Genomic DNA, 23443 nt, shown 5'->3' with positions numbered 1-23443 from the left:
TCAATTAAATTTACAGAAAATTACATAAAGCTATTTTTTTGGGGTTTATTTATCTTTTTTGGCTCTTTTTGTTAAATAAATTACAAATAACCTAAAGTTATCCTTTTGTTTTTCACATATTCAGTAAGAGCAAGGTGTTCGATTCAGAAATAATTGAGGCCACTGGGATACATATCTCTGTGTTGGCTGAATTTGTTAAAAACTCATGACGATTTTTCTTTCTACTGCGATAATAGGCAGATGCCTATTTTTGTACTAAGCGAAGTTAAATGAAGTTTATCCATACGTCAGACTGGCACCTTGGTCGACAGTTTCACAATGTCTCTTTGCTCGATGACCAAAAAGCTGTACTTGAACAATTTATTGATTACATAGCGGCAAACCCTGTTGATGCCGTGATTGTAGCGGGGGACATCTTCGATCGTTCGGTGCCGCCGACATCCGCGATAGAACTACTGAATCATACGGTTAAGAAGATTTGTGGTGAGCTCAACACACCGATGATTATGATTCCCGGTAACCATGATGGTGCCGAGCGCCTAGGCTTTGGCGCAGAACAAATGAGTAAGGCAGGTTTGCATATTGTCAGTAACTTCGATGATATGCTGACTCCTGTTGTGATCAATACTCCATCGGCAGGAGATGTGGCGTTTTATGGCTTGCCTTACAATGATCCAGAACACGTTCGTTTTACTTTTAAACAGGCAATCTCGACGCACGATGAAGCTCATCAGTTTTTAGCGAATCATATTAAGCAGAAGTTTCAACCTAGCCAGCGCAATGTATTGATCAGTCACTGCTTTGTTGATGGAGCGATCGAGTCTGACTCAGAACGGCCACTTTCAATCGGGGGGGCTGATCGAGTGAGTCATGCGCATTTTGAGGGGTTTGATTACGTTGCTTTGGGCCACCTTCATCAACCACAAAAAAAAGGTGAGGAGTATATTCGTTATTCTGGCTCACTGATGAAATACAGTTTTGGGGAGCAAAAGCACAAGAAAGGCTTTACCTTGGTTGAGTTAGATCATCATGGCTTTGTCTGTGCAGAACATATTGAGCTCACCGCTCCTCATGAAATGAGAATCATCGAAGGTGATTTGAATCAGGTCTTAGAGCTGGGGAAAACCGACCCTAAAAATCATGACTATTTACTGGTTCGGTTGATGGATAAACATGCGATTTTAAATCCAATGGATAAATTACGAGCCGTATATCCGAATGTCTTACACCTTGAGAAACCGGGTATGCTTATCGGAGTCAATCAAACCCTTTCACAAGCTAAACTGGCACGAAGTGAAATGGACATGTTTCGTGACTTCTTTTCTGAAGCTCAAGAAACCGATCTTTCCCAAGATCAAGAAGCAGCGATCAGTCAAATTATCAATCAGCTTTCTCATCATCGCTCAAATAATAACAAAGGTAGCTTATGAAACCGCTCAAACTGACCATGCAAGCCTTTGGGCCATTTGCTAAAACAGAAACCATTGAGTTCGATAAATTAGGTACTAATCCATTATTTTTGATCAACGGTCCAACCGGTTCCGGCAAAACATCCATTCTCGATGCGATTTGTTTCGCGTTATATGGTGAAACGACGGGTAATGAGCGCCAAGGCATGCAGATGCGTAGTGATATGGCTGATGCAACTTTAATGACCAAGGTGGAGTTGGAATTTGTGCTGAACGGTAAATGTTACCGAGTGACCCGTACTCCGGAGCAGGAATCTCCCAAAGCACGTGGCGAAGGGATGACCGTACGCAAACATACTTCGGCTCTGTATGACATTACCGATGAAGAGCAGTTGATCACGAGTAAAACGACACAAGTGAAAACTGAAATCGTAGACATTATTGGTTTGAATGAAGTTCAATTTCGTCAAGTGATGGTGCTACCACAGGGTAAATTCCGTGAGTTGTTACTAGCAAGCTCTAGAGAGCGAGAAGAGATCTTCGGTCAACTGTTCCAGACCGACATTTACAAAAAAATAGAATATGCTCTAAAAGATAAAGCCGGGGCGATCAGTAAGGCAAAAGTGGATTTTGATAATCAAATTCGCGGAGCACTTCAAGTGGCAGCGGTATCCTCAGAGGATGAATTACGAGAGCAAGCAGAGAGTGCTTCTGTACAACTTGAATCATCAAACGCAAAAGAACAAGAAGCTTTGGCTCAGCTCAACCGTTTAAAAACAGATTTACAAAAAGCACAAGCAATTCGCCGTGACTTTGCGAAACGTGACCAAGCCGAAGTGTCATTGAATCAGCATCTACAGCAAGAAAAGCATATTGCTGAACGAAAGCTGCAGTTAGACAGAGCCTACAAAGCGAACCAAATTGAACCTCCTTTCATTAACTTACAGAAATCAAAGCAGCAGGTCGATGAACTGACAGCAAAAGTCACGTCTCTTACACAAACGCTGAGCTCGGCAGAAAACATCATGGCCAGTAAGGAATCAGACTGTCAAAAAGCAAAAGAGCAAGCAAAACAAATTCCGGCTTTAACCGAGCAGCAGTACCAATTGGACAGCATGAAAAGTCAGTGGGCAGAAAAAATCGCATTAGACAAAACGATTGCTGAGACCATTGAAACGCAAAAAACGCTACAAGATAAACAGATTCAATATGTTGCGCTAAAAAACAAATTAATGCTGGAAGCGCAACAAGGTCAGCAAGAGCTTGAAAAAGCACGTCTTGATGTTGCAAATATTGCGACGATTGAAGCTGAGATTCAACAACAACAGCGCTTACTGCAAGATTTACAAAAACGAGATGATATACGCCAATCCTTAAGTTCACTAGAGGCATTAACCCAGAGTAAACAAGACAGCGTAGCTAAGGCACAGTCTGCTTATCAACAGCATCAACAATTGGCCAATGAAAGTGAACTCAGTTGGCATAATGCTCAAGCTGCGATTCTTGCGCAGCGATTACAGATCGGTGAAATGTGCCCGGTGTGTGGCAGTAGGGAGCATCCCAAGCCAGCTCAATTTACTAACGAGGAAATCACTAAAGAGCAAGTCCAACAAGCTCGTCAGAAAGAGAGCATGGCGCAAGCTGAGTTCAATCAATTGAATAACCAATTGGAGCAGCACCACATTGCTATTTCTCAGTATCAACTACAACTCAATAAGATACTCGAAGAGTTAGGACAACATGCTCAGGCCGAACTGAACAATGTCCAACAAAGTTTGCAACAACAGTTTAATCACAAGCAGACCTTGGCCTCTATTGATCTTCAACAAATAGAAAGTCATGTAAAGACATTGCAGCAACGTTGTGAAGATGGCGAAGGTAAAATTAAGGCACTTAACGATCAAGTGGTAGCCAATGAATCCATGCTCACCGTTAAACAAGATCAGCGCACTGGTGTGATGGCAAAACTGGGGGATAGGTTTTCATCTATTGAACAACTCGATCTGGAATTGAACCGATTGAGTAAGCTGCTGATTGAATTACAGACGCGACTAGACCAGGCGCAATCCCAGTTTCAGCAGGCGACACTTCAAAAAGCACAAGCAGAGAGTCAGAAATACGCACATCAAGACCTACTCAAACAGGCCGTCGCGGCTTATGAATTAGCGCAGACAGATTGGGAAAGTGCTTTACATAGCAGTATGTTCTCAGGTCAAGAGCAATTTTTAGCCAGTAAAGTACCTGAGCAAGAGATGCAGTCTTGGCTCGAAGAAGTCGAAACCTTTAAACAAGAACACATCAAACTAGCGCAAACACTGGAAGATTTAAATCAATCGCTTAAAGAGACAGACAAGCCTGACTTAGTCGCTCTGAATGCGCATTTAGATCAAGCTCAAGAAACTTACACTCACTCAAGGGAGCAGTTGGATAAGACGCGTTCACTGTTTGAGCGTTTAGAAAAAGTGCGCAGTAATATTGTTGAACTGCATGCGAAGAATCTCAAGCTTGAGGAAGAGTATAAAATATATGGCACTCTGTTTGATGTCGCCAGTGGTAAAACCGGGAGCCGAATCAGTTTGCACCGTTTTGTTTTAGGCGTTCTATTAGATGATGTTCTTATCCAAGCGTCGCAGCGGTTGAGTTTGATGAGCAAAGGTCGCTATGTTTTAGCCCGAAAAACAGAAGGATTTAAAGGTATTGCTGGGCGAGGGTTAGACTTAGTGGTTGAAGATAGCTACAGCGCAAAAACGCGGGATGTTGCGACCTTGTCAGGTGGGGAGTCATTCATGGCGGCTTTAGCATTAGCGCTGGGCTTATCAGATGTGGTGCAATCTTACAGCGGTGGCATTCGTTTAGACACGCTCTTTATCGATGAAGGGTTTGGTAGCCTAGACCCCGATTCGCTTGACCTTGCTATTCAGACTTTAGTCGATTTACAACAGACAGGTCGAATGATTGGTGTGATCTCCCATGTTGCTGAGCTTAAAGAGCAGATGCGTCAAAGGATAGATGTTGAAGCGTCAAGGTTGGGCTCTAAAGTTAAAATACACTCTGCTTTGCTCAGTTAGCTTCTGTTCCTCCTGAGTTATTCGAAGATGACTTGGGAGGAATCAAAATGGCACTGAGTACTCCTCATATGTACAATTTCAATTCCTCACTTTTATCCATTTCTTTTTTTGATGTTTTTTTTGATTTAAAAACCAAATAATTATAATGATTTTTTTCTAAAATGTTTGAAATTAATATGAATTCAATAGGATTTTAAATGAAAATATCACTTGAATCACATTTATAAACATATATTAAAAATACAAAAGTAACACTGCTATCAATAATATGATGTTAGAAATATAATTTTTTCTGTTTTCTATTACGCATTGTTAGTCAATGCGTGTGTTGATGTGGTCAACCTAATCTTAGTATTAGGCCCACCTAAATCGATTTACAGTTTAGTCTCATCATGTCGATTGATATTAAAGTAAATCAAGACAGAAAAGGTAATAGGATGAAGCATAAGTCATTATATCTTGCAGTAGCACTAGGCCTAGGTAGTTTCTCAAATGTTGTATCAGCGAGTGAAATGGTGAACCCTGATGGCGGTGTTGTCGTTGGTTACTGGCATAACTGGTGTGACGGCACTGGTTATCAAGGGGGTAATGCTCCATGTATTACGTTGGATGAAGTTGATCCGATGTACAATGTCGTAAACGTCTCTTTTATGAAAGTCTACGATACAAGCGAAGGCCGAATCCCAACATTTAAGTTTAATCCTGGAGTGGGCTCGAGCGAAGAGGAGTTTATTGCTCAGATTGAAGAAATCAATGCTCAAGGTCGCGCAGTATTGATTGCTTTAGGTGGTGCAGATGCACACGTTGAATTAAAAGCCGGTGATGAAGAAGCATTCGCTCAAGAAATCATCCGTGTTACAGATAAATACGGCTTTGATGGTCTTGATATTGACCTTGAGCAATCCGCGATCACTGCAGCCGATAACCAAACTGTGATCCCTGCAGCTTTGCTCCTAGTGAAAGAGCACTACCAGCAGCAGGGTAAAAATTTCCTGATCACTATGGCACCTGAGTTTCCTTACTTAAAGAAAGGTGACAAATATATCCCTTACCTAACGACATTAGAAGGGGTGTATGACTGGATTAACCCACAATTTTATAATCAAGGTGGAGACGGTATCTGGGTTGATGGTGTGGGCTGGATTGCACAAAATAACGATACATTAAAAGAAGAGTTCATTTACTACATCTCTGACTCTCTATCAAATGGTACGCGTGGTTTCCATAAAATACCTAATGACAAACTCGTTTTTGGTATTCCATCAAATATTGATGCAGCGGCCACAGGTTATTTGAACAACCCAGAAGACCTATATCGTGCTTTTGATCGTTTAAAATCACAAGGTCAAGCGTTACGTGGTGTCATGACATGGTCTATTAACTGGGATATGGGTACGAACGCTGCAGGCCAAGCTTACGGTGAAAAATTCATCAAAAACTATGGTCCGTTTGTACATGGTCAAACACCACCTCAACCAAGCGATGGCAAACCTGTTCTAAATGGTTTGTCAGATGCACGCGTTCGATTTGGCTCAATGTTTGATGCTTACGCTGGCGTTACCGCAACCGATAAAGAAGACGGTAATCTGACGAATAGTATCCATGTCGAGGGTACAGTTGACACTAATACTCTTGGCGCTTATGTTTTGGTTTACAGTGTAAAAGACAGCGATAACAACGAGACAAAACAGAGTCGTACCGTTGAGGTTTACAGCTTAGTGCCTGAATTTGAGGGTGTTGTTGCTACTAAAGTAAAGCTTGGTGATGCGTTCGATCCAATGACTGGCGTAAAAGCGATTGATGCAGAAGACGGTGATCTTACTGATCAAATTCGTATCCAAGGGACTGTTGATGTCAACGTGCTAGGTTCATACACATTAACTTACCGAGTAACAGACAGTTCAAATCAAACGTCAACCGTTTCTCGAACAGTGAACGTAGTATCTGGTGATAACGAAGCTTGTGCAGCAGCTTGGGACAAAACTGCGATTTACCTCGGAGGCGATCAAGTTTCTCACAATGGCGCAACGTGGCAAGCTGGCTGGTGGACTAAAGGTGATGAGCCAGGTACAACAGGCGAGGAGGGGGTATGGAGAAAAGCCAGTGATGAAAGCTGTGGCCCAACTCCAGCTCCTGAGTTCGACTTTGAAGTATCTGGCCTTAAAAACCAATACACGATAGATAATGGTATGGTAGAGCTTAGCGTAACATTCGTTAGCTCAGAATCATCATCTGTTACTGTCGCAGTTAAAGACCAAACGAACACGGCTGTTTACCAGCAAAGTATCGCAGTGAATGGCGAAGAGCGCGTAACCATCACTCTGGATGATATCGAAGCCGGTAACTTTACGTTTGAAGCTACTGCGACGTCAGAAAACGGTGAAGAAGAAAACATCACTCAAAGCTTTAAGGTAGAAGAGGAGTCTTCAAATCCGAGTCAGTACCCTGATTATGAAGCAGGTAAAAGCTATGCTGCAGGTGACATTGTAACAGGTACTGATGGTAATGCTTACCAATGTAAACCTTGGCCTTACACAGGTTGGTGTGCAAATGCTGCTTACGCACCAGGTGAGTCACAATTCTGGGCAGATGCTTGGGATAAATTGTAAACACCTTGATTTAAGTTTTTAGAGCTTGGTTTTTAAAGTGGTTAGTTTCTGAAGAATTAACTTTTAAAGATTGAGTTTTTGAAGACTTAACTTAATCCGGCGTACACACTCACTAAATGGGTGTGTACGTTTTTTATACGTTAATCGCAGTATTATTCAAAAAATAGCGCACTTTGCTGCAATCTTTAGCAAAGGTACAACAGTAAGATCAACCAATTCTAACGATTATTGCTCTGATGTGACTTAGGTTATTCAGGGAAATATTAAATAAACAATAGGAATCATGTTGTATCTTTCTCATATAATAAAAGCGCTCAAATGGTCCATTCCGGTTGCCACAGCCTATATACCTCTGGGGTTTGCTCTTGGGGTTTTTATGGTCTCCAGCGGTATTGACTGGTATTGGGCACCACTTACCGCCTTGTTCATATTCGCGGGCTCGATAGAGTTTTTGATTGTCTCATTTATTGAATCAGGTCAGTCTTTAGTTGCGATTGCATCGACGACGTTGATAATCAATTTTAGACACATTTTTTATGGTCTCTCTTTTCCACTCGATCGCATGACATCTTGGGTTCAAAGGACGTACGGCATTTTTGCGTTAACCGATGAAACCTACTCGATCCTATCCGCCAATCAACAAACACCTTTAAATGGCTTAGAGATCAGTTTACTGCAAATCATCAGCCATGGTTGGTGGGTTGGAGCATGTTTTTGCGGTGCACTTTTTGCTACGGCCTTACCACCAGAAGTCACGGGCTTTGAATTTGCATTAACCGCGATGTTTATAGCCTTAGCGATGGACACAATATGTCATATGAAGGAGGGCATTTTACTGCTATACGCTTTAGTTTCTTCAGTTGTTGGAGTACTAATGGAAATCTTTGTAGTGAATGGTTCATTTTTAGCAACAGGATTGCTTTGCTATGTGGTTTTGATCAGTAAAGATTACCGTACAAAATCGATGGAGGTGGCCTGACATGCACAGTGACTGGAATGTCTTTTTGGTTATAACGACGGTTTCTATCGTGACATTTTTACTAAGAGCTCTGCCTTTTTTGATGAAAGGGGCACTGACTTCCAGTGAGTACATCACTTATATCGGCTCTAAAATGCCACTTGGCGTCATGTGTTTGTTAGTCGTCTATACCTTTTTAGATATTGATGTGACAACCGCGCCTTACGGACTGCCTCAGATAGGTGCTGCCATGGTTGTTGCGGTATTCTATTTGTGCTGCAAAAATATTTTAATCGCAATTGTGGGAGGGTTGATGGCTCACTTAATCATCGTTAACTATGACTTTTTAATAAGTTGCCTATAGCTCTAGGGTTATAGCCGTAATGCTTTTTAATAAGACGAGTGAAATGAGCTTGATCAGAATAGCCAAAATCATAGGCGACCTTTTGTATTTCTTGCTGTTTTAATAATTCACGGAATGCTGTCTCCAACTTAAGCTGCATAAAAAAATGATAGGGTGTGATGCCATATAGCCTTTTGAATTTTTTGATAAAGTAGTGTTCTGATAAGTTCATTTTTTGAGCCAATTCAGGAATTTTCAGCTTTTCTCGGATTTTGTCTTTCATGATTCTGATTTCAAAAGGCAAGTCGAGGGAAACATCAGATGATTTAGAAGAGGGGAAAGAGGCATAGTTGACAAGGGTTTGCAGGAAACGCCAGCCTTCATCTGAGATAGCTTGGTACTGACAGGTATCGGCCCGTAATAAATCAAAAAAGTGTTGAAATATCTGGTTTAATGAACGGTCAAAAATAGGTGAACTGTCGAAGGCTGGGTATTGCGTATTCTCTGGGTTGTTGAGTTTCATCACTTGAAGCATCTGTGCTGGAGAAACTTTTATATTTTTAATAGAGAGTGGCTTATCCCCAACGCCTTCGCCATGATGAACCGTCGCTGGGTTAAGAAGGCAAAATTGCCCTTCATGATAGAATCGGGTTGAATCACCAAGTTGAAGTTTCAAAATACCAGAGGTAACGAAAGTGATGTCATAATCAAGGTGTAAATGAGGCGTACACTTTTGCTCAAGGCTCTCCACTTTGGAGGTGATAATTTCTGGGAAAATCGGATTTATTTTGAAATCAGAATATTTTAGCGTACTCATCATATCCTTTTATACTTCAGTGGGCAGTTATTAATTTCAAGAAGCATTATTGATAACTAAATTGGGTATAGGAGGATGTCAATACTCTACGAATGCTTACCTTGAGTGACGCTGTCACAATTTTAATGTCAGCCTTAAAACTTAAGTGCAATGGCATAACCGAAACTTTATCAGTATACCCCTGTGACTTCAAGATGATTGAATATAACTTCTTATTAAACATGTCTTTACTTGCTATGTTGGGTTAGTGTTAGCTTTGTTGGCTGGTTTACGTAATAGGTAGGTTAGAGCTCACTGTGCCACAGAGCAAAAAATAAAATGACATCGGTTGAACCATATACCACACTAGACAGTAATATTTTTTGTTTAAATGTTTTTAGGTTATGTAATGAAATATCTAAGAGTTCTTTCCTGCGCTTTTCTTACCACTTTATTTGGCTGTACATCGATGCCACAAGGGGTTGAACCTGTCAAAAACTTTGAACTACAACCTTATTTTGGTAAGTGGTATGAAATTGCTCGTCTCGATCATTCTTTTGAGCGTGGTTTGACACAAGTCAGTGCTGAATATCAACCACAAGCAGATGGTGGTATTGCTGTGATCAATCGCGGTTATTCCAATGAAGATCAGCAATGGACTCAAGCTGAAGGTAAGGCCTACTTTGTTGATGCAGAAGACGTAGGTCATTTAAAAGTATCGTTTTTTGGTCCTTTCTATTCATCTTATGTTGTGTTTGAACAGGGTGAGGATTACGCCTTTATCTCTGGTTACAACCATGATTATCTTTGGTTACTGGCGAGAACCCCAACAGTAGACAGTGCTATCGTTGAACACTTTAAGCAGGTGGCATCGGAAAAAGGTTTTAACGTCGATCAATTGATTTTTGTGGAGCAACGTTAATCAACTGAAGATTATGATTAATCAGGAACGGCCAGTGCTAAATTAATAGGAACGTTCCTTGATCGCCTCTTTTATTGGTGATTTAAGTATGCCAAGTATTGTCATTTTTTTTCATTTGCTTTAACTGACTTATTCTCAGAGTATATTCGCCTAAGTTTTAAGAGTGAGCTGTTCAGAGAAGTGACTTTTGCTCAGAAGCTTTTGCCAATCTAAATATATACAACTCTAGGAATGATTTAATGATCAAATTTAAGGGTGTTGAAAGTAACACATCATCAGTTATGGAGTCAGAAAAGTCAAAAAGCTTGGACGGCAATTTTGCTAACAACGTAAGGGTTGTCAAACCCACTAGCAGTAAGAAATATATACCAACTATAATCCAAAAGCTTTTTAAGCAGCGTAACAAGTCTCATCAGAATGAAATTAATAATCAAGAATCTAAGATTACAGTATCTCCAATAAGATTAGATGTAAGCCAGAAGTCGGCTCAACCATCCAAGTCGAGTAATCTTTCTCAGTACAGAATTGATACGTCTAAATATGACCCTAGACTCTTAGCGAAGCTTCAGACTACTCCGGCAGAAAAAAAGCAGTCTAATGTGAATCCAGATCAATTTATTTATACCTTTGTTGATCCAAGAACAGAGTCTGGTTCGCTGAAATCAAAAGTCGTTTCAGATATTGAATTAGATAGATTTTCTCCAATTTGCACCGAGGAAGCAAGAGCTTATCTTGATAGTTCTAGTGATGGAAACTCTTTTTGTGGGGTCGTCAATATAAAAAGTGGGGCTCTCTCTCTTTATCCTTTAGCTCCTGAACGAGAGGATGCGACAGATTCAGTTTGGGGTAAAAAATATAAAGGCCAGACACATGATGGCGGCCAACCTTTGAAACATGCAATGCGCGATGCTGATAATAATATCGTCACATCACATGATCAGCTAGTTGAAAAGCTCGGAGGCTCCAGAGAAGACTATGTTGGATTTTCTCTCAATGATCTCACCGACGTAAGATTTAGGAGTGCTGGAGGTTTCCTTAGAGCTGCCAATCACGATACGAGCGTGCTTTATGGAAGGTCTAGAACTCTAAATACATTCCATTTTAAAACAGTTGATGACAAAGCTGTTTCTCATGATTCGACTAAAGATACCTTTGACAAAAATAATGGAGAATTGCTATTTGAGCTTCCTATCGAGTTTAAGGAAAAAATTATAAATCAGATCATAAAAGAAGTGGGTAAAGAACATAAATTTGGTAAATTACTCGAACATGAGTTAAAAAGAGATGAGATGAACAAGAATTTTGTCACTAAAAATCATTTCTTCGTATAATAGATAGTGCTAGTTCTCATCTTAAATACATACGATCGGATTGATTACTCCAAGGTAAACCTTCCTATCTATGAACTTTAACGAAAAAAACATAAATCTGAGGCGCCAATTTAGGCGCCTCAACTTTATTATACAATAACGGTTACGAATAGGTGTGCTATGAGAACGTTTCAACAGTCTACACTATCAGTGCCAAGTGCACATCGATGTATACAAAGCTCGCCAGGTCAATGGAATTTGCCTCTTGAGCATTGTTTATTTGGTGTTCCTCAAAATGATGCCTTTGGATGGACTGCATTGAATCAAATGCCTAATCAACTGAAAGGCATTTACTTCTATCTTGGAGGGGAGTGCGTCCAGCTTGTCTCTGATTTTGCAAATTCGTATTACCCGCAACATATTGAGAAGCTTGTCATAGGCAACTCTTCTTTTGCGATTGGCAAACACCAAAATTACACCGAGCTGGTTAACAAAGTGAGTGTTGCTCGATTCCCTAATTTAAAGATACTTGATTTAGGGGTTTGGCAGCTATTTAGTAACTCGCACTGTATGTACGGGCAGCTTGGTGATATCACAAAAATTCTCAACAATAGCCCAAAAATAGAACGACTCGGCCTATACGGCAATTTTGAGCTTACAGAAGCTGTGAACTTTGAGTGCCTCAAGAGTATTTCGGTAACGTTGGAGGATTTCGTGACAGGTTCGAATGGCGGCTTCATAAGCCATTCTACACTGAACAAATTGCTTGAATCAGATTATCCAGCCTTGGAAGAAGCGTATATAGATTTGAACTGTGACGACGATCAGTACGGCTATCGTTTCCCCGATGCATTTCTTGAAGGAAACAATCTGCCAAAGTTAAAAAAGCTAGAAATAACAGGTGGTTTTTTGAATGGCGAAAAAGAACGATTACTGCAAAGTCCTATAGGGATGAGAAATGATCTCATATATCACCTAGAGGATATCACTTGACTCACGATTAAAAGCTTAACGGCATACCATCACTTCCGCTATTAAATCAGTAAAAACGCAATGAAAGAGTGTGGTAGCTTATAGATAATTGAAGTGACCGCGCTACTTACGATTTAATGCATAATGTAGCGTTTATAGAATAAGGATGATGCATGGCTTTAGTTAACGCTTTTTACCAAATTAGAGAAGATGGTACTAAACTTGTTAATTACCAAAGGGTTCTTAATTTTCATAGTGAAATCTGTGAAGTCATTGCCAATTACCCTTGGGAAAGAGAACTTAAATTGTCTATAGAGCTCGAGGAAGGAAGTGGATTAGTTTTCTCAATCGGTGATATGGATGGTATACATGATTCCTATGAGTTTACACCTGTCGAGGTGGATAAAGGAGTTTTGTCACTGGATGTGGTATTGAAGCCTGGTTTTCTTGGGATTTTTGGTCGTAAAAAGGTTTCAGTAGACTTTGAGGTTGTTTCTATTGCAGAAGCTAAGCAACATATCAAACAACTCTTCGAATACTCAATCGAGTCAATATACCAAAAATATCGCAAGTAACATCCCACGATTAAGGTAATAAATTGGATACAATCTCAAGTGTCATATAAGGTATATCCGAGCCTTCATCAGTCAGCGCAAGAAGTAAAACAGGACCTTTATTTAATCGATGGTACGACAGGTAGGTAGAGCCAGACACATTACTATACTCTACTAATAGGGAGTTGCCCCCTCTCATACCAAAAGCGTACTGCTCGTTTGGACTACTATCTTTATTGTTGACACCACTAGGGAAGTAAAGGGAATAATTTAAAAAAGCCGAAGTATCATTATAAGGCTTTAAACTAAAAGTACTTGGACATGAAGCCTCTTCATTTAAATCATTACACAAATCAAAAGAAAACGTCGGAGCGTCTTCTTCAAGATTGAATGTGATCTTATAGCTTTGAAACTGAGAAGGGGACTTACTGTTAGAGTATTTAAGGGTAATAGTATGTTCGGCTACCGTTGAGCCGTAAGACCACTGATTTTGTTGCTGTTCATTCGGTTTTCCTGAACACCCCACCAACAAAAATATGAACAAAGAAAAGGCTATTTGCTTCATTGAAAAATCCTATTTTACAAATTAATGATAATCCTATTTTTAAATGACTTTGTTGTCAAATGAAAGACAAAATAGCTCTGTTCCTACGATGAGATAGACTGTTGTAACTTAACAACATACTATAATTTCTGTCATTAAATCAGTAAAAACGCAATGAAAGAGTGTGGTAACTTATATACCCAAATAACCTCAAGATGCCGCGCCTGAGAGTTAAGGCCACTCGCCCTTGGGGAGCGTGTCACTGAGCCGACTTCTTGAATCATACAACCGTTCTTCTTGAAAAAATAAGAAAGAGCCTGTAATTCTGCTTCGTTGTCTTCCTTGAATTCAACTCAGTGACCTCGCTCTGAATCAAACACCTTGAGGTCACTCGGGTATATGAGACTTTGTAAATGATGCAGGCGTTATGTGCTAATTAGTAGGAGTAAGTTAAGTGCGTAATTTTTTGGTTGTGATTCTTTACAGTTCATCGTTCTTACTTTCTGCGGAGAGTAACGTCGAAGATTGTCAATTATTGGGCTCTTTGTGCACACTTCAGAGGAGTTTTGAAGTGGCAGATAAAGAGTTGAATGAAGTTTATAAAAACATAATGAATCGTATCAATTCAGGAGATCTATCTGATAGCTCCCTTGTGGACTCTGCTGAACTTAAGCAAAGTTTGCTCAGTAGTCAAAGAAGTTGGCTCCAATTCAAAAAATCCAATTGTGATGCATTTTATGTACTCCAGAGTGGGGGTAGCCAGCGAAACGAAGCTCGCTTGGAGTGTGAAATTGAAATGACCAAAGAGCGTACAAACTATCTAACAACTTGGTACTGACTTGATTTGATTAAGCACATAATAAGATGAGAACTTCGAGCATTGGTGATGCTTGCTGCTATTTTGCATAAAAATGGGACATGGTTTACATCATCAAGGTAATAGATAGAAAAATTCTGTATTTCAATGTGGAGGTTTTATTTAATAGCCACTATGCGTTTAAATCGCAATAATACAAGGAGTGTATATGTTAGTTTATGGTGATGATCAGTCGGGCAACTGCTTTAAAGTTAAACTTTTACTTTCGTTGTTAGGCGTTGATCATGAATGGCAACATGTAAATATTTTGAATAAAGAAACGCAATCAGATGAATTTTTAGTTTTAAATCCTAATGGAAAAATCCCAACAGTTGTACTTGATGATAATAGGGTGCTGTGTGAATCAAATGCCATTCTTGGCTATTTTGCTGAGGGTACTGAATATTTGCCAACGGACAGATATGAAAAAGCAAAAGTTTACGAGTGGCTTTTCTTTGAGCAATACTCACATGAGCCTTATGTTGCAGTAGCAAGGTTTATTCAAAAATATCTTGGCATGCCTGAACATCGAGTTGAAGAATATCTTTCGTTGCAAGTAGGCGGTAATAAAGCGTTATCGATTATGGACAAGCAACTATCTAAATCAGCTTATTTAGTTGGTGAGCAGTTTAGCATTGCAGACATTGCATTGTACGCTTACACGCACGTTGCGCATGAAGGGGGCTTTGATCTAGAAAAGTATCCAAATATTCAGCGTTGGATTTCAGAGATTCAAGATTTTGAATGTTACGTTGGTATGTGTCAACCATGCGCATAACAAACTGCTCAAGAGGGGCGCAGCGGCTTTGGTATTGCGTTGCCCATCCTTTAGGAGTCTCATGGAGGAAACGATATGAAATCGACTAAAAAGTACTGGAACCCATTGGCTGAAGCAAGTGGTAAAGAGTGGGAGTGCATTGAAGGTTCAGACGGTAATTTAAGTCAAATTACCTTATCTGAAGATAGCGTTAGCGGTGATTATACAAGATTAACTCGTTTTAAAGATGGGTTTTATACAAAGGCGCTTGGTGCAAAAAGTCACATTTATCCAGAAGAAATTTTTGTAGTGATCACTTAAATGGTTTTTTGTGCAAGGAGGCAAAATGACCAAGATTTATCTATTTGATTGGGGCGATACACTCATGATCGATTTTCCAGGTCAGAGAGGGAAAATGTGTGACTGGGTAACCGTTCAGGCTGTAAATGGCGCACTGGATGTTCTAAGGAAGCTATCGCTCAATAACAACGTTTATGTTGCTACAAATGCAGCAGATTCATCCGAAAATGACATTAAAAATGCATTTAACCGAGTTGGTTTATCTCAGTATATTTCAGGCTATTTCTGCAAAGCAAACCTCGGTATAGGTAAGGGCACACCAGAGTTTTTCGAAAGAATAATCGAAAGGTTAAATGTAGACGCAAAATCAGTAGTGATGGTCGGTGACACTTACGACAAAGACATCGAACCAGCAATAACAGTGGGCATTGAGGTAATTTGGTTTAATCCGACAAAACAAAGCCATAGCACAGCTCACAATGTAAAGCAGATCAGTCATTTGTCAGAAATTTATATGTAATAAGTTACTCAAGGACAGGGGGCTGCGCGTGGTATTGCGTTGTTCAATTCCTAGCAGTCAGAATAAATAAGGATCTATAGATGGAATTAAAGTATCGTTCAGCTGATGTCGAAGATTTGGAAAGTCTTGTTGCTTTGCTCTCAAATGACCCACTAGGTAGTAAAAGAGAAGATGTGTCTGTTCCGTTGAATAATGCGTACCTTGAAGCGTTCGAAGCAATTGTACGAGACCCGAACAACGAATTACTTGTTGTTGAGCAGGAAAACTGTTTGGTTGGGATGCTTCAAATTACTTTTATTCCTTATCTGACGCACATTGGTAGTTGGCGTTGCCTCATTGAAGGCGTTCGAATTCATAGCGACTATCGTGGGCAAGGGTTCGGTGAACAAATGTTCGCACATGCTATTGAACGGGCAAAAAATAGAGGTTGTAAAGTCGTTCAGCTAACAAGTGACAAGCAGCGCCCTGATGCAATCAGGTTCTATGAAAAACTTGGATTCAAAGCAACACATGAAGGGTTAAAACTCGCGTTGTAGGTTGTTAGTTAGATGCCACGGTTCTTATATTGGCATTTTGAGTTTTCGGTAATATTAGTGTTTAAAGCTTAATGCAGAGGATTTATTTGTACCTTGTCTTCTGCTTAGGCTGGCGTTAGCATTACTATTCGTTAATTTTAATGACTACGGTGTAATGGTTCAGGTAATGAGGTCGTGGTATTCACCTTAATCTGGTGTTATGCGATTCAATGGCATGGAGGTGAAGTTTTGAAAATAGAGAAAGTTAACGAGTCAAATATTGCGGCAATTAAGTTTGTACGTTTAGCCGATGAACAAGTAAAATTTGCTGGTACTGCTGAAGAATTTATATCGAGTGCAAATGAGACGACTCATTTACATGTCATAAAAGATAATGATGAAGTCGTCGGTTTCTTCAAGTTGGATATTGCGTACTCTTCTAACTACGAGTTTTGTCCGACAGACGCATTAGGATTAAGAGCTTTTGCCATCGATATTAATAAGCAAGGCAAAGGGCTGGGCACGCAAGCGGTCAGAACACTCTTACTCTACGTAAAAACACACTACCCAACATTCAACTGGATCTACCTGACTGTTAATTGTAAAAACTTAGGTGCTAAAGCGTGTTACGAAAAGGGTGGTTTCGAGGCTCATTCTGAGCAGTATTTGGGCGGTCCAGCAGGACCTCAGTACATAATGTACAAAAAACTCATGGCCTATTAATTTACGATGGAGTCTTTGATGATGGTGTTGCTTACCCATTAACTAGGACTCATTAACCTTGAGTGGAAAGCGATAGTTATGGAAACAGATAGACTGAAGTTACTCCCTCCTTCATTGGTTCATCAACCTTTGATGCTTGAAGCAATCATTGAAAGCCAAGAAGAACTGGCTATGTATCTTCCTTGGGTGCCTCATGCGTTAACGGAAGCAGAATCCATTGAGCAGACAAAGAAAGCAATTAATAACTTTGAAAATTTTGAAGGTGAGTTACGATACTCCATTGTAGAAAAAAGCACTGGGCACTTTCTTGGTGCTATAGGGCTAATCATTCTTGATAAATCAGTACCTTCTTTTGAAATTGGCTATTGGCTGCGTAGTTCAAGTGTTGGCTATGGTTTCATTTCTGAAGCACTTAAAGCGATAGAGTTATTTGCATTTAATGAGCTTAACGCTAACCGACTTGAAATTAAAGCGGCTGAAAATAACTGGAAAAGCCGAATGGTAGCAGAGCGTAGTGGATTTGTTTTGGAAGGGGTTTTACGTAATGCTCGAAGGTTGCCTTCAGGCGATTTGAGTGGCACAGCCGTTTATTCAAAACAGGTTTATACTAGGGGGCTTGACCAGTCAAAATAACCCTTTGACTGGTTAACTTACCTTTATACCTTATTAGTAATGATAAATCATTGAAAATATTGTTATCATCTTTTTGATTATCATTAAATCTGACGAGGTATGAGCATTTTCAAATGCCCCCCATTTTGATGTAATTCAGCTTATTCGGCTGTATTGATTTTTTGAAGCTTAATAAAATTAGCAACGAAGTATAGGAAATTAGATTGAATCAAAGTAGCTCGAAGTATGGCATTCAAGTTGTTTTAAATGGAACACAAAAAAGCCGAGAGTTTTTAGAAAAGAATATAAAAGTAAGTCAGAAGGAACTCTATCAATTAGCTGTTGAACACTTTGGTTTAAAGAATGAAAGTTGTAGTGGTAAAGAAGCAATCGTAAATAATAGTATTACTAGGCAACTACAAAGTACATGCCACCAGCTAGATGAATTGGAGAGATTTGTTAAGCCTGATGTCAACAATCGTTTTCGACTCCCTTCTCATAAACATTTTATGCGTTGCTATCAATGCCATAAACTGGTCAGAAACCCACATCCGACCTACTTATTTTGTTGCCATAAATGTGGTGGTCTTAATCAGAGGTTTAGGCACTATAGTCGCTCTTTAGAAGGACTGAATGCTCTAGTAACTGGAGGCAGAACAAAGCTAGGCCACCAAATTGCATTGAAACTTCTTCGGGCAAATTGTAAAAATGTCGTTGTGACAACGAGAAATATCGATTCAGCAAAGAAAATCTTTTCAAGCTATGATGATTATCCTTGCTGGAAAAATAACTTGAAATTGATTGAGCTTGATCTTGATTCATTACATCTAAATCAAAGGCTTGCTACGCTAGCTAATGAACTAGAGCCACTCAAGTCTTTAGATATTTTAGTTAATTGTGCCGCTCAAACAATTAGAGCGAGAGATAAGTCTCATCTTTATGGTGAGATCGGTTCTGTCGAAGGTAAAAATCGCTATGGTGATCCAAAGTATGTTGATCATAGTTTTACGAATAGTTGGCATGTCAAATTAACTGACTTCCCTCAACAAGAAGCAGAAGAGTGCTATCGTATTAATGCTGTCGCACCAACATTACTGATTCAAAAAATGCTTCCCTTACTTAATAAGTCTTCGGTTTCACCTTATATAATCAATGTGCATGCTAGAGAAGGCATTTTTAAAACGAAGAAAGAAGACTTACATCTACAGACTAATATGGCAAAGGCAGCTTTGCATATGTTGACGAAGTGTTTAGCCAGAAAGTCCGACTTAATCACGGAGGCTGGGAGTCGGTTTTCCATACATGGCTGTGATCCTGGCTGGTTTTCTGTCGATGAATATTATGAGAGTGATAGACCTTGGGTTGTGCCGCCGTTAGATGAGATTGATGGAGCGGCAAGAATTTTATTTCCTCTGTTTGCTCAGTTACCTGGTTGTAGCCCGACACGTCGTCATTTTTATCAGTTAACTTATTAGTTTTAGGTAACATTTTTCAGGTTACTTTTACTTGGATTTTTTAAAAAATTTTCTCAGTGTGTTATAAACGAATCTTGGTTGTTGATGTGGAGAGCTAGGTGTACGAAATTCGTGAAGCTAATAACAGCGATTTTGAATTCCTGTTTAAGCTTAAGAAATTAGCGGAGTTTTAACCTACCACGAGCTTAATGACCATAGAGGGTAAAGAAACACGAGTGTTTTCAGGAGATATCATAGTCAATAAACGCTTTGGGACGCATGGCTTGGTAAACACATCGAGCCATGATATTGAGCTTTTAATTATTCAAGCAAGCTTAAAGTAAATTGCAATAAGTGGTCCTCGGCAGTGATTCTTAACTCATGGCGTTTTACGACGCATTGACCTTCATTTTAAAGTAGAACATGAGATCTTTTTTAATTAGTCAAATATAAGGCAGATTATGAATTTTTTATCAAAACTTATACTTCCAATTTGTTTAGTTACATTTAGTGCCTTGGGTGGCCAAACTATAGAACCAACTTCAGTGACTTTGACCTATGGTGACTCATCGATCTCGGCGGAAATTGGAAAAGATAAAAAGTTTGCAATTATTAGAAATAATGACGATGAAAAATTGGAGTTTTCAGGTTCAGTTACTAAGGAGTACACAGATTACATAGTAGATGTACTGGTAATCAAAGACAGTAAATCAAATCAATCAAGCAGTGAATTAAAGACAACTATTTTGGTAACTAAAGAGCAATTCGATACTCTTATATTGATTGGTGGGACCAACAGTGAGATGTTTAATATTACTTTAAAATAGCGAATTCGGCTCAGTGGCCTCGCTCTGAATCAAGCATCTTGAGGTCACTTGGGTATACAATGCGTTAGCTTACTATGATTGAGGCGCAATCTAAGCTAGTTTAATCCTCAATTTGTTGTTAGGTATTTGGAGGAAACTGTGAATTCAAAGGAAGTTGTCCTAGCTTTTTGGGGTGCGATGAAAACTAATGATTTTACTAGGGCGAGTGAGTGGCTCAGCGCTGACTTCGAGTGCCTTTGGCCTCAATCAAATGAACTGATAACTGGCCGAGAAAATTTCATAGCGATTAATACTCATTACCCTGCCAATGACATCTGGGAGTTTGAAATTCACTCTGTGATTTGTGACGGTGTCACTGTTGTAACGGATGTTTCTATTACAGACGGTGTCCAAAAAGCCCGAGCTATTACGTTTCATACCGTTAAACACGGTTTAATTACCAAGCAAAAAGAGTTCTGGCCTGACCCTATGGTTGCACAACAATGGCGTTCCAAATGGGTTACGTTGGTACAAGGTTAAACTTCGTACCTAATAGAGAAATGATGATAAAGGGTACCTCGTTGAGCAACGTACTTTTAGGGTAGATATGACTTTTCTATGAAGAGTTAATCATTTTTCCAATATAAGTTGGAATTAAAAATAAAAGTGTGTAAAAGTAACTGGTTTTATTTATAGCACTGCTTTATGACCATTTCATAAGTATAATGTAAACCTTAGAATTAATATGGATATTCTCACTGATGAGAAATTTTCTGACATTTATTACTGCTTCATGTATATCATTTTACTCTTACAGTTGGACATCAGAGATATCAAAAATACAAGCAGAAGGCATTAAAGATCCTTATAATGCTATTTACTTTAAGAAGCCAATTACTGATTCAGCCTGTGAAAAAACCAATAAAGAAAATAGGATGGTTCTTGTAAATGAAGTCCAACACAGTACAGCCTTAGCTGCATTGATGGCTAATAAAGTTGTTCAAGTACAAGGCAGCGGCGTTTGTAATGGAGTCGGTTTAGAGGAAATAAACTACGTAATGATCTTCAGTGATAAATAAGGACTTCTAGAAATAAGTCTCCCGTAAAGTTACCATAGAATAAGGTAGGCCGGATAATTTTCATAAGTGCATAAAGCACTCAATGGTATATTAGCGCTGAGCTTATCGGCTATCTTATTAAACGTACAATCAATGAACCAGCTGCACGCATGGGTTCAATATTAAAACTTAATACTGTTGCATTGGCTGGCGAGAAGTAACGTTCGACTTCACTGCCAAAGCCATCATATTGAATAGCCAATAGTTGCTTCTCTTCTACTGCTTGCAGCATGGTCACTTGGGGTATGACGAAGCCGCCTTGGTTAGCGCTGATATTGATAATTTCATTGCCTTCAAGGCACGGTTTTATTGGTTTGGGTTGGCCTTTAACGATGTGCTGGTGTTTAAGAATATTGAAAACGCCTTCGGTAGTGCGTTGTATCAAGTCGTTTGAAATATATCTTCCTTGGCCAATTTCTACAGTAATACAATCGGTATCATGACTTTGCCAAGTGGTTTCTAGTACCCCTTGTTCACCGGGATCGTTCAAAATAACATCAGGATTTAGCCAACGAGCCATATCCTTAGACAGGGGACGACGAAAATCCGCGAAGACATAAAGTGGATAAACAGCGCCGCTAGTCTGAGTGTGCAAATCAATCGCGAGGTCCGCGTTAGGTTGTAGGAGATTTTGCCATAAAACGCTAAGATAGCGGTGTGCCTCTTTTCCTTTTTCATTGCCAGGAAAACAACGATTTAGGTTCGTTCGCACTAAATCAGGATCGGGTGAGACAAAATCACGACTATGATTGAGCATGCCGGTCAGATTGATTGTTGGAACCACGGTAACGGTGCCTGATAACCGCTCGCCAATAAGCTGCCTTGCAACGGATTGAGCGGCTAACACACCATTATATTCATCACCATGAACACCTGCAGTAATCATGACTTTTTTACCCGGTGATGCTCCTTTAAAAACCCACACTGGTGTATGTTGCCATTGACCAATAGCATTGGTCGCAATACGAAACCAGAATTTATGTTCGCCAGCAGGTAAGTCAGAGACATCAAGAGATTGAAGGACTGAATGGCCTTGAAGAGTATCACTTAAAATCGTGGTTGGCATCGGCGAGCAACTCCCAAATGAGAGATGTGAACTATCTCTTGGGTTAAGTTTTTACCTATACTCAAGCACGTTGAAGCGCTTGAGTATAGAGCTGAGAGGTAAAAATATTTTTATCGTTTAAAATTACTTTTATACATACTAAACATAAGTTTAGATGAAAATCCTACTCAGTGGAAGCATGACTTTTTCTGTGTAAACAACTCGCTTTTTCGTCGATACATCAGTCTAAAAGTGACGTCAATTCCGTAAGTAAGACATTGACATCTTTTTCGGTGATATCATTATGCGTAACAAAGCGAATTGGGTTAGCGGGCGAAATGGTGATGCCTTTTTGTTTTAGCTTTTCAGCAATTGCGTGAATGTCGATTTTTGCATCAAGTTTTGCAAAGACAATATTGGTCTGAACATGGTTAGGGTTTGCAGTGAAGCCCGGAAGTTTTGCCAACCCCTGGGCAAGTAACTGAGCATTGGTGTGGTCAACTTTTAACTGCTCTGTTTGATCGGTTAATGCGAGCTTACCTGCTGCTGCTAAAATACCGGCTTGGCGCATGCCGCCTCCGACCATTTTTCTTAATCGGCGTGCCTTAGCAATAAACGCTTTGTCACCGAGAAGTAAAGATCCGATAGGTGCACACAAGCCTTTAGAAAGACAAATCGTCATAGAATCAAAGTATTGGCCGATTTCCTTGACTGGTACATCTAAAGCAGCCGCAGCATTAAAGACGCGTGCGCCATCTAAATGCAATTTCAAGCCATGTTTATTAACGAAATCTCGTGCGTCAGACAAGTAGGAAAGCGGCAAGACTTTACCATTAATGGTATTTTCCAAGCTTAAGAGCCGAGTTCTGGCAAAGTGAGAATCATCAGGTTTCACCGCGGCTTCAAGTTTATCAAACGGTAGGGTGCCGTCGGGGTTATTTTCGATGGGTTGTGGTTGGATTGAACCTAATACCGCAGCGCCACCCGCCTCGTATTTATAGTTGTGTGCCTGTTGACCGCATAGGTATTCATCACCACGATCACAATGGGCCATCAATCCAAGTAAGTTAGCTTGTGTACCTGATGTTGTGAATAAAGCGGCTTCGAACCCAGCGAGCTCTGCTGCAAAAGCTTCCAGTTCGTTGACGGTTGGATCATCGCCATAGACATCGTCTCCTACTGCTGCGTTATACATAGCCTCACGCATTGCTTGAGTGGGCTTGGTCACGGTATCGGATCGAAAATCCATAAT

24 protein-coding genes and 1 pseudogene are annotated in these 23443 nt (G+C 39.8%); 21 read left to right on the top strand and 4 right to left on the bottom strand.

The window, feature by feature from the left end:
* Nucleotides 1–269 precede the first annotated feature (269 nt).
* The 5 genes from BS333_RS18310 to BS333_RS18290 all read left to right on the top strand — a co-directional run bounded on the left by BS333_RS18310 (nucleotide 270) and on the right by BS333_RS18290 (nucleotide 8408).
* Nucleotides 270–1430 (top strand): exonuclease SbcCD subunit D, encoded by a 1161-nt coding sequence (locus BS333_RS18310; RefSeq protein WP_021711165.1) that lies wholly within the window; start codon nucleotides 270–272, stop codon nucleotides 1428–1430.
* A complete protein-coding gene (locus BS333_RS18305; protein WP_021711164.1) occupies nucleotides 1427–4477 on the top strand; it encodes an AAA family ATPase in 3051 nt (1016 codons plus the stop codon). Before BS333_RS18310 ends, BS333_RS18305 begins: the two co-directional genes overlap by 4 nt.
* A 437-nt stretch (nucleotides 4478–4914) precedes the next feature.
* Nucleotides 4915–7086 (top strand): immunoglobulin-like domain-containing protein, encoded by a 2172-nt coding sequence (locus tag BS333_RS18300; protein ID WP_033004305.1) that lies wholly within the window; start codon nucleotides 4915–4917, stop codon nucleotides 7084–7086.
* A 283-nt stretch (nucleotides 7087–7369) separates the two neighbouring features.
* Nucleotides 7370–8065, top strand: coding sequence for an AzlC family ABC transporter permease (locus BS333_RS18295; protein ID WP_021711162.1), 696 nt, complete (start codon nucleotides 7370–7372; stop codon nucleotides 8063–8065).
* A 1-nt stretch (nucleotide 8066) separates the two neighbouring features.
* Nucleotides 8067–8408 (top strand): branched-chain amino acid transporter permease, encoded by a 342-nt coding sequence (locus BS333_RS18290; RefSeq protein ID WP_021711161.1) that lies wholly within the window; start codon nucleotides 8067–8069, stop codon nucleotides 8406–8408.
* On the opposite strand, the gene BS333_RS18285 is transcribed toward BS333_RS18290, so the two are convergent.
* A complete protein-coding gene (locus BS333_RS18285; RefSeq protein ID WP_081638560.1) occupies nucleotides 8377–9207 on the bottom strand; it encodes an AraC family transcriptional regulator in 831 nt (276 codons plus the stop codon). The two genes, BS333_RS18290 and BS333_RS18285, sit on opposite strands and share 32 nt — an antisense overlap.
* 385 nt (nucleotides 9208–9592) lie before the next feature.
* Here BS333_RS18285 and BS333_RS18280 point away from each other — a divergent pair, with 385 nt between their 5' ends.
* From BS333_RS18280 to BS333_RS18265, 4 genes are all read left to right on the top strand, one after another.
* Nucleotides 9593–10105, top strand: a complete 513-nt coding sequence (locus BS333_RS18280; protein WP_021711159.1) for a lipocalin family protein — start codon at nucleotides 9593–9595, stop codon at nucleotides 10103–10105.
* 239 nt (nucleotides 10106–10344) lie between these two features.
* Complete coding sequence (locus BS333_RS18275) at nucleotides 10345–11436, top strand: hypothetical protein (RefSeq protein WP_021711158.1); 1092 nt, start codon at nucleotides 10345–10347, stop codon at nucleotides 11434–11436.
* Between the two features lie 159 nt (nucleotides 11437–11595).
* A complete protein-coding gene (locus BS333_RS18270) occupies nucleotides 11596–12408 on the top strand; it encodes a hypothetical protein (RefSeq protein WP_021711157.1) in 813 nt (270 codons plus the stop codon).
* A gap of 152 nt (nucleotides 12409–12560) precedes the next feature.
* On the top strand, nucleotides 12561–12962 hold the full coding sequence (locus BS333_RS18265) for a hypothetical protein (protein ID WP_021711156.1): 402 nt from the start codon (nucleotides 12561–12563) through the stop codon (nucleotides 12960–12962).
* Nucleotides 12963–12972: 10 nt separating this feature from the next.
* Here BS333_RS18265 and BS333_RS18260 read toward each other — a convergent pair whose 3' ends face one another.
* A complete protein-coding gene (locus BS333_RS18260) occupies nucleotides 12973–13506 on the bottom strand; it encodes a hypothetical protein (protein WP_021711155.1) in 534 nt (177 codons plus the stop codon).
* 433 nt (nucleotides 13507–13939) lie between these two features.
* Between BS333_RS18260 and BS333_RS18255 the strand changes: the two genes are divergently transcribed.
* From BS333_RS18255 to BS333_RS18200, 12 genes and pseudogenes are all read left to right on the top strand, one after another.
* Nucleotides 13940–14323 (top strand): lysozyme inhibitor LprI family protein, encoded by a 384-nt coding sequence (locus tag BS333_RS18255; protein ID WP_021711154.1) that lies wholly within the window; start codon nucleotides 13940–13942, stop codon nucleotides 14321–14323.
* 187 nt (nucleotides 14324–14510) lie between these two features.
* Nucleotides 14511–15119, top strand: a complete 609-nt coding sequence (locus tag BS333_RS18250; RefSeq protein ID WP_021711153.1) for a glutathione S-transferase family protein — start codon at nucleotides 14511–14513, stop codon at nucleotides 15117–15119.
* 75 nt (nucleotides 15120–15194) lie between these two features.
* Complete coding sequence (locus BS333_RS18245) at nucleotides 15195–15419, top strand: hypothetical protein (protein WP_021711152.1); 225 nt, start codon at nucleotides 15195–15197, stop codon at nucleotides 15417–15419.
* Nucleotides 15420–15444: 25 nt separating this feature from the next.
* Nucleotides 15445–15918, top strand: a complete 474-nt coding sequence (locus BS333_RS18240) for an HAD family hydrolase (RefSeq protein WP_021711151.1) — start codon at nucleotides 15445–15447, stop codon at nucleotides 15916–15918.
* Between the two features lie 80 nt (nucleotides 15919–15998).
* Entirely contained in the window at nucleotides 15999–16454 is a 456-nt protein-coding gene (locus tag BS333_RS18235; RefSeq protein ID WP_021711150.1) for a GNAT family N-acetyltransferase, read from the top strand.
* Between the two features lie 228 nt (nucleotides 16455–16682).
* Nucleotides 16683–17156: a GNAT family N-acetyltransferase gene (locus tag BS333_RS18230; protein WP_021711149.1), complete on the top strand. Its 474-nt coding sequence runs from the start codon at nucleotides 16683–16685 to the stop codon at nucleotides 17154–17156.
* 78 nt (nucleotides 17157–17234) lie between these two features.
* Nucleotides 17235–17789, top strand: a complete 555-nt coding sequence (locus BS333_RS18225) for a GNAT family N-acetyltransferase (protein ID WP_021711148.1) — start codon at nucleotides 17235–17237, stop codon at nucleotides 17787–17789.
* Between the two features lie 203 nt (nucleotides 17790–17992).
* A complete protein-coding gene (locus BS333_RS18220; protein ID WP_021711147.1) occupies nucleotides 17993–19243 on the top strand; it encodes an SDR family NAD(P)-dependent oxidoreductase in 1251 nt (416 codons plus the stop codon).
* Between the two features lie 188 nt (nucleotides 19244–19431).
* A pseudogene (locus tag BS333_RS22560) lies at nucleotides 19432–19566 on the top strand (cupin domain-containing protein); the annotation flags it as partial.
* Nucleotides 19567–19683: 117 nt separating this feature from the next.
* Nucleotides 19684–20049, top strand: coding sequence for a hypothetical protein (locus BS333_RS18210; RefSeq protein WP_021711146.1), 366 nt, complete (start codon nucleotides 19684–19686; stop codon nucleotides 20047–20049).
* 138 nt (nucleotides 20050–20187) lie between these two features.
* A complete protein-coding gene (locus BS333_RS18205; protein WP_021711145.1) occupies nucleotides 20188–20568 on the top strand; it encodes a nuclear transport factor 2 family protein in 381 nt (126 codons plus the stop codon).
* 221 nt (nucleotides 20569–20789) lie between these two features.
* Nucleotides 20790–21107 (top strand): hypothetical protein, encoded by a 318-nt coding sequence (locus tag BS333_RS18200; RefSeq protein WP_021711144.1) that lies wholly within the window; start codon nucleotides 20790–20792, stop codon nucleotides 21105–21107.
* 109 nt (nucleotides 21108–21216) lie between these two features.
* On the opposite strand, the gene BS333_RS18195 is transcribed toward BS333_RS18200, so the two are convergent.
* Nucleotides 21217–22212, bottom strand: a complete 996-nt coding sequence (locus BS333_RS18195; protein WP_021711143.1) for a succinylglutamate desuccinylase/aspartoacylase family protein — start codon at nucleotides 22210–22212, stop codon at nucleotides 21217–21219.
* Between the two features lie 220 nt (nucleotides 22213–22432).
* The gene (ltaE, locus tag BS333_RS18190; RefSeq protein WP_021711142.1) at nucleotides 22433–23440 is read right to left on the bottom strand and encodes a low-specificity L-threonine aldolase; all 1008 of its coding nucleotides are present in this window, start codon (nucleotides 23438–23440) and stop codon (nucleotides 22433–22435) included.
* Between the last annotated feature and the right edge of the window lie 3 nt (nucleotides 23441–23443).

Source organism: Vibrio azureus, from assembly GCF_002849855.1.
GTDB classification, from domain to species: Bacteria; Pseudomonadota; Gammaproteobacteria; order Enterobacterales; family Vibrionaceae; genus Vibrio; species Vibrio azureus.
The sequence above is the reverse complement of the archived record's forward strand: the minus strand, read 5'-3'. Positions and strand labels throughout refer to the sequence as shown.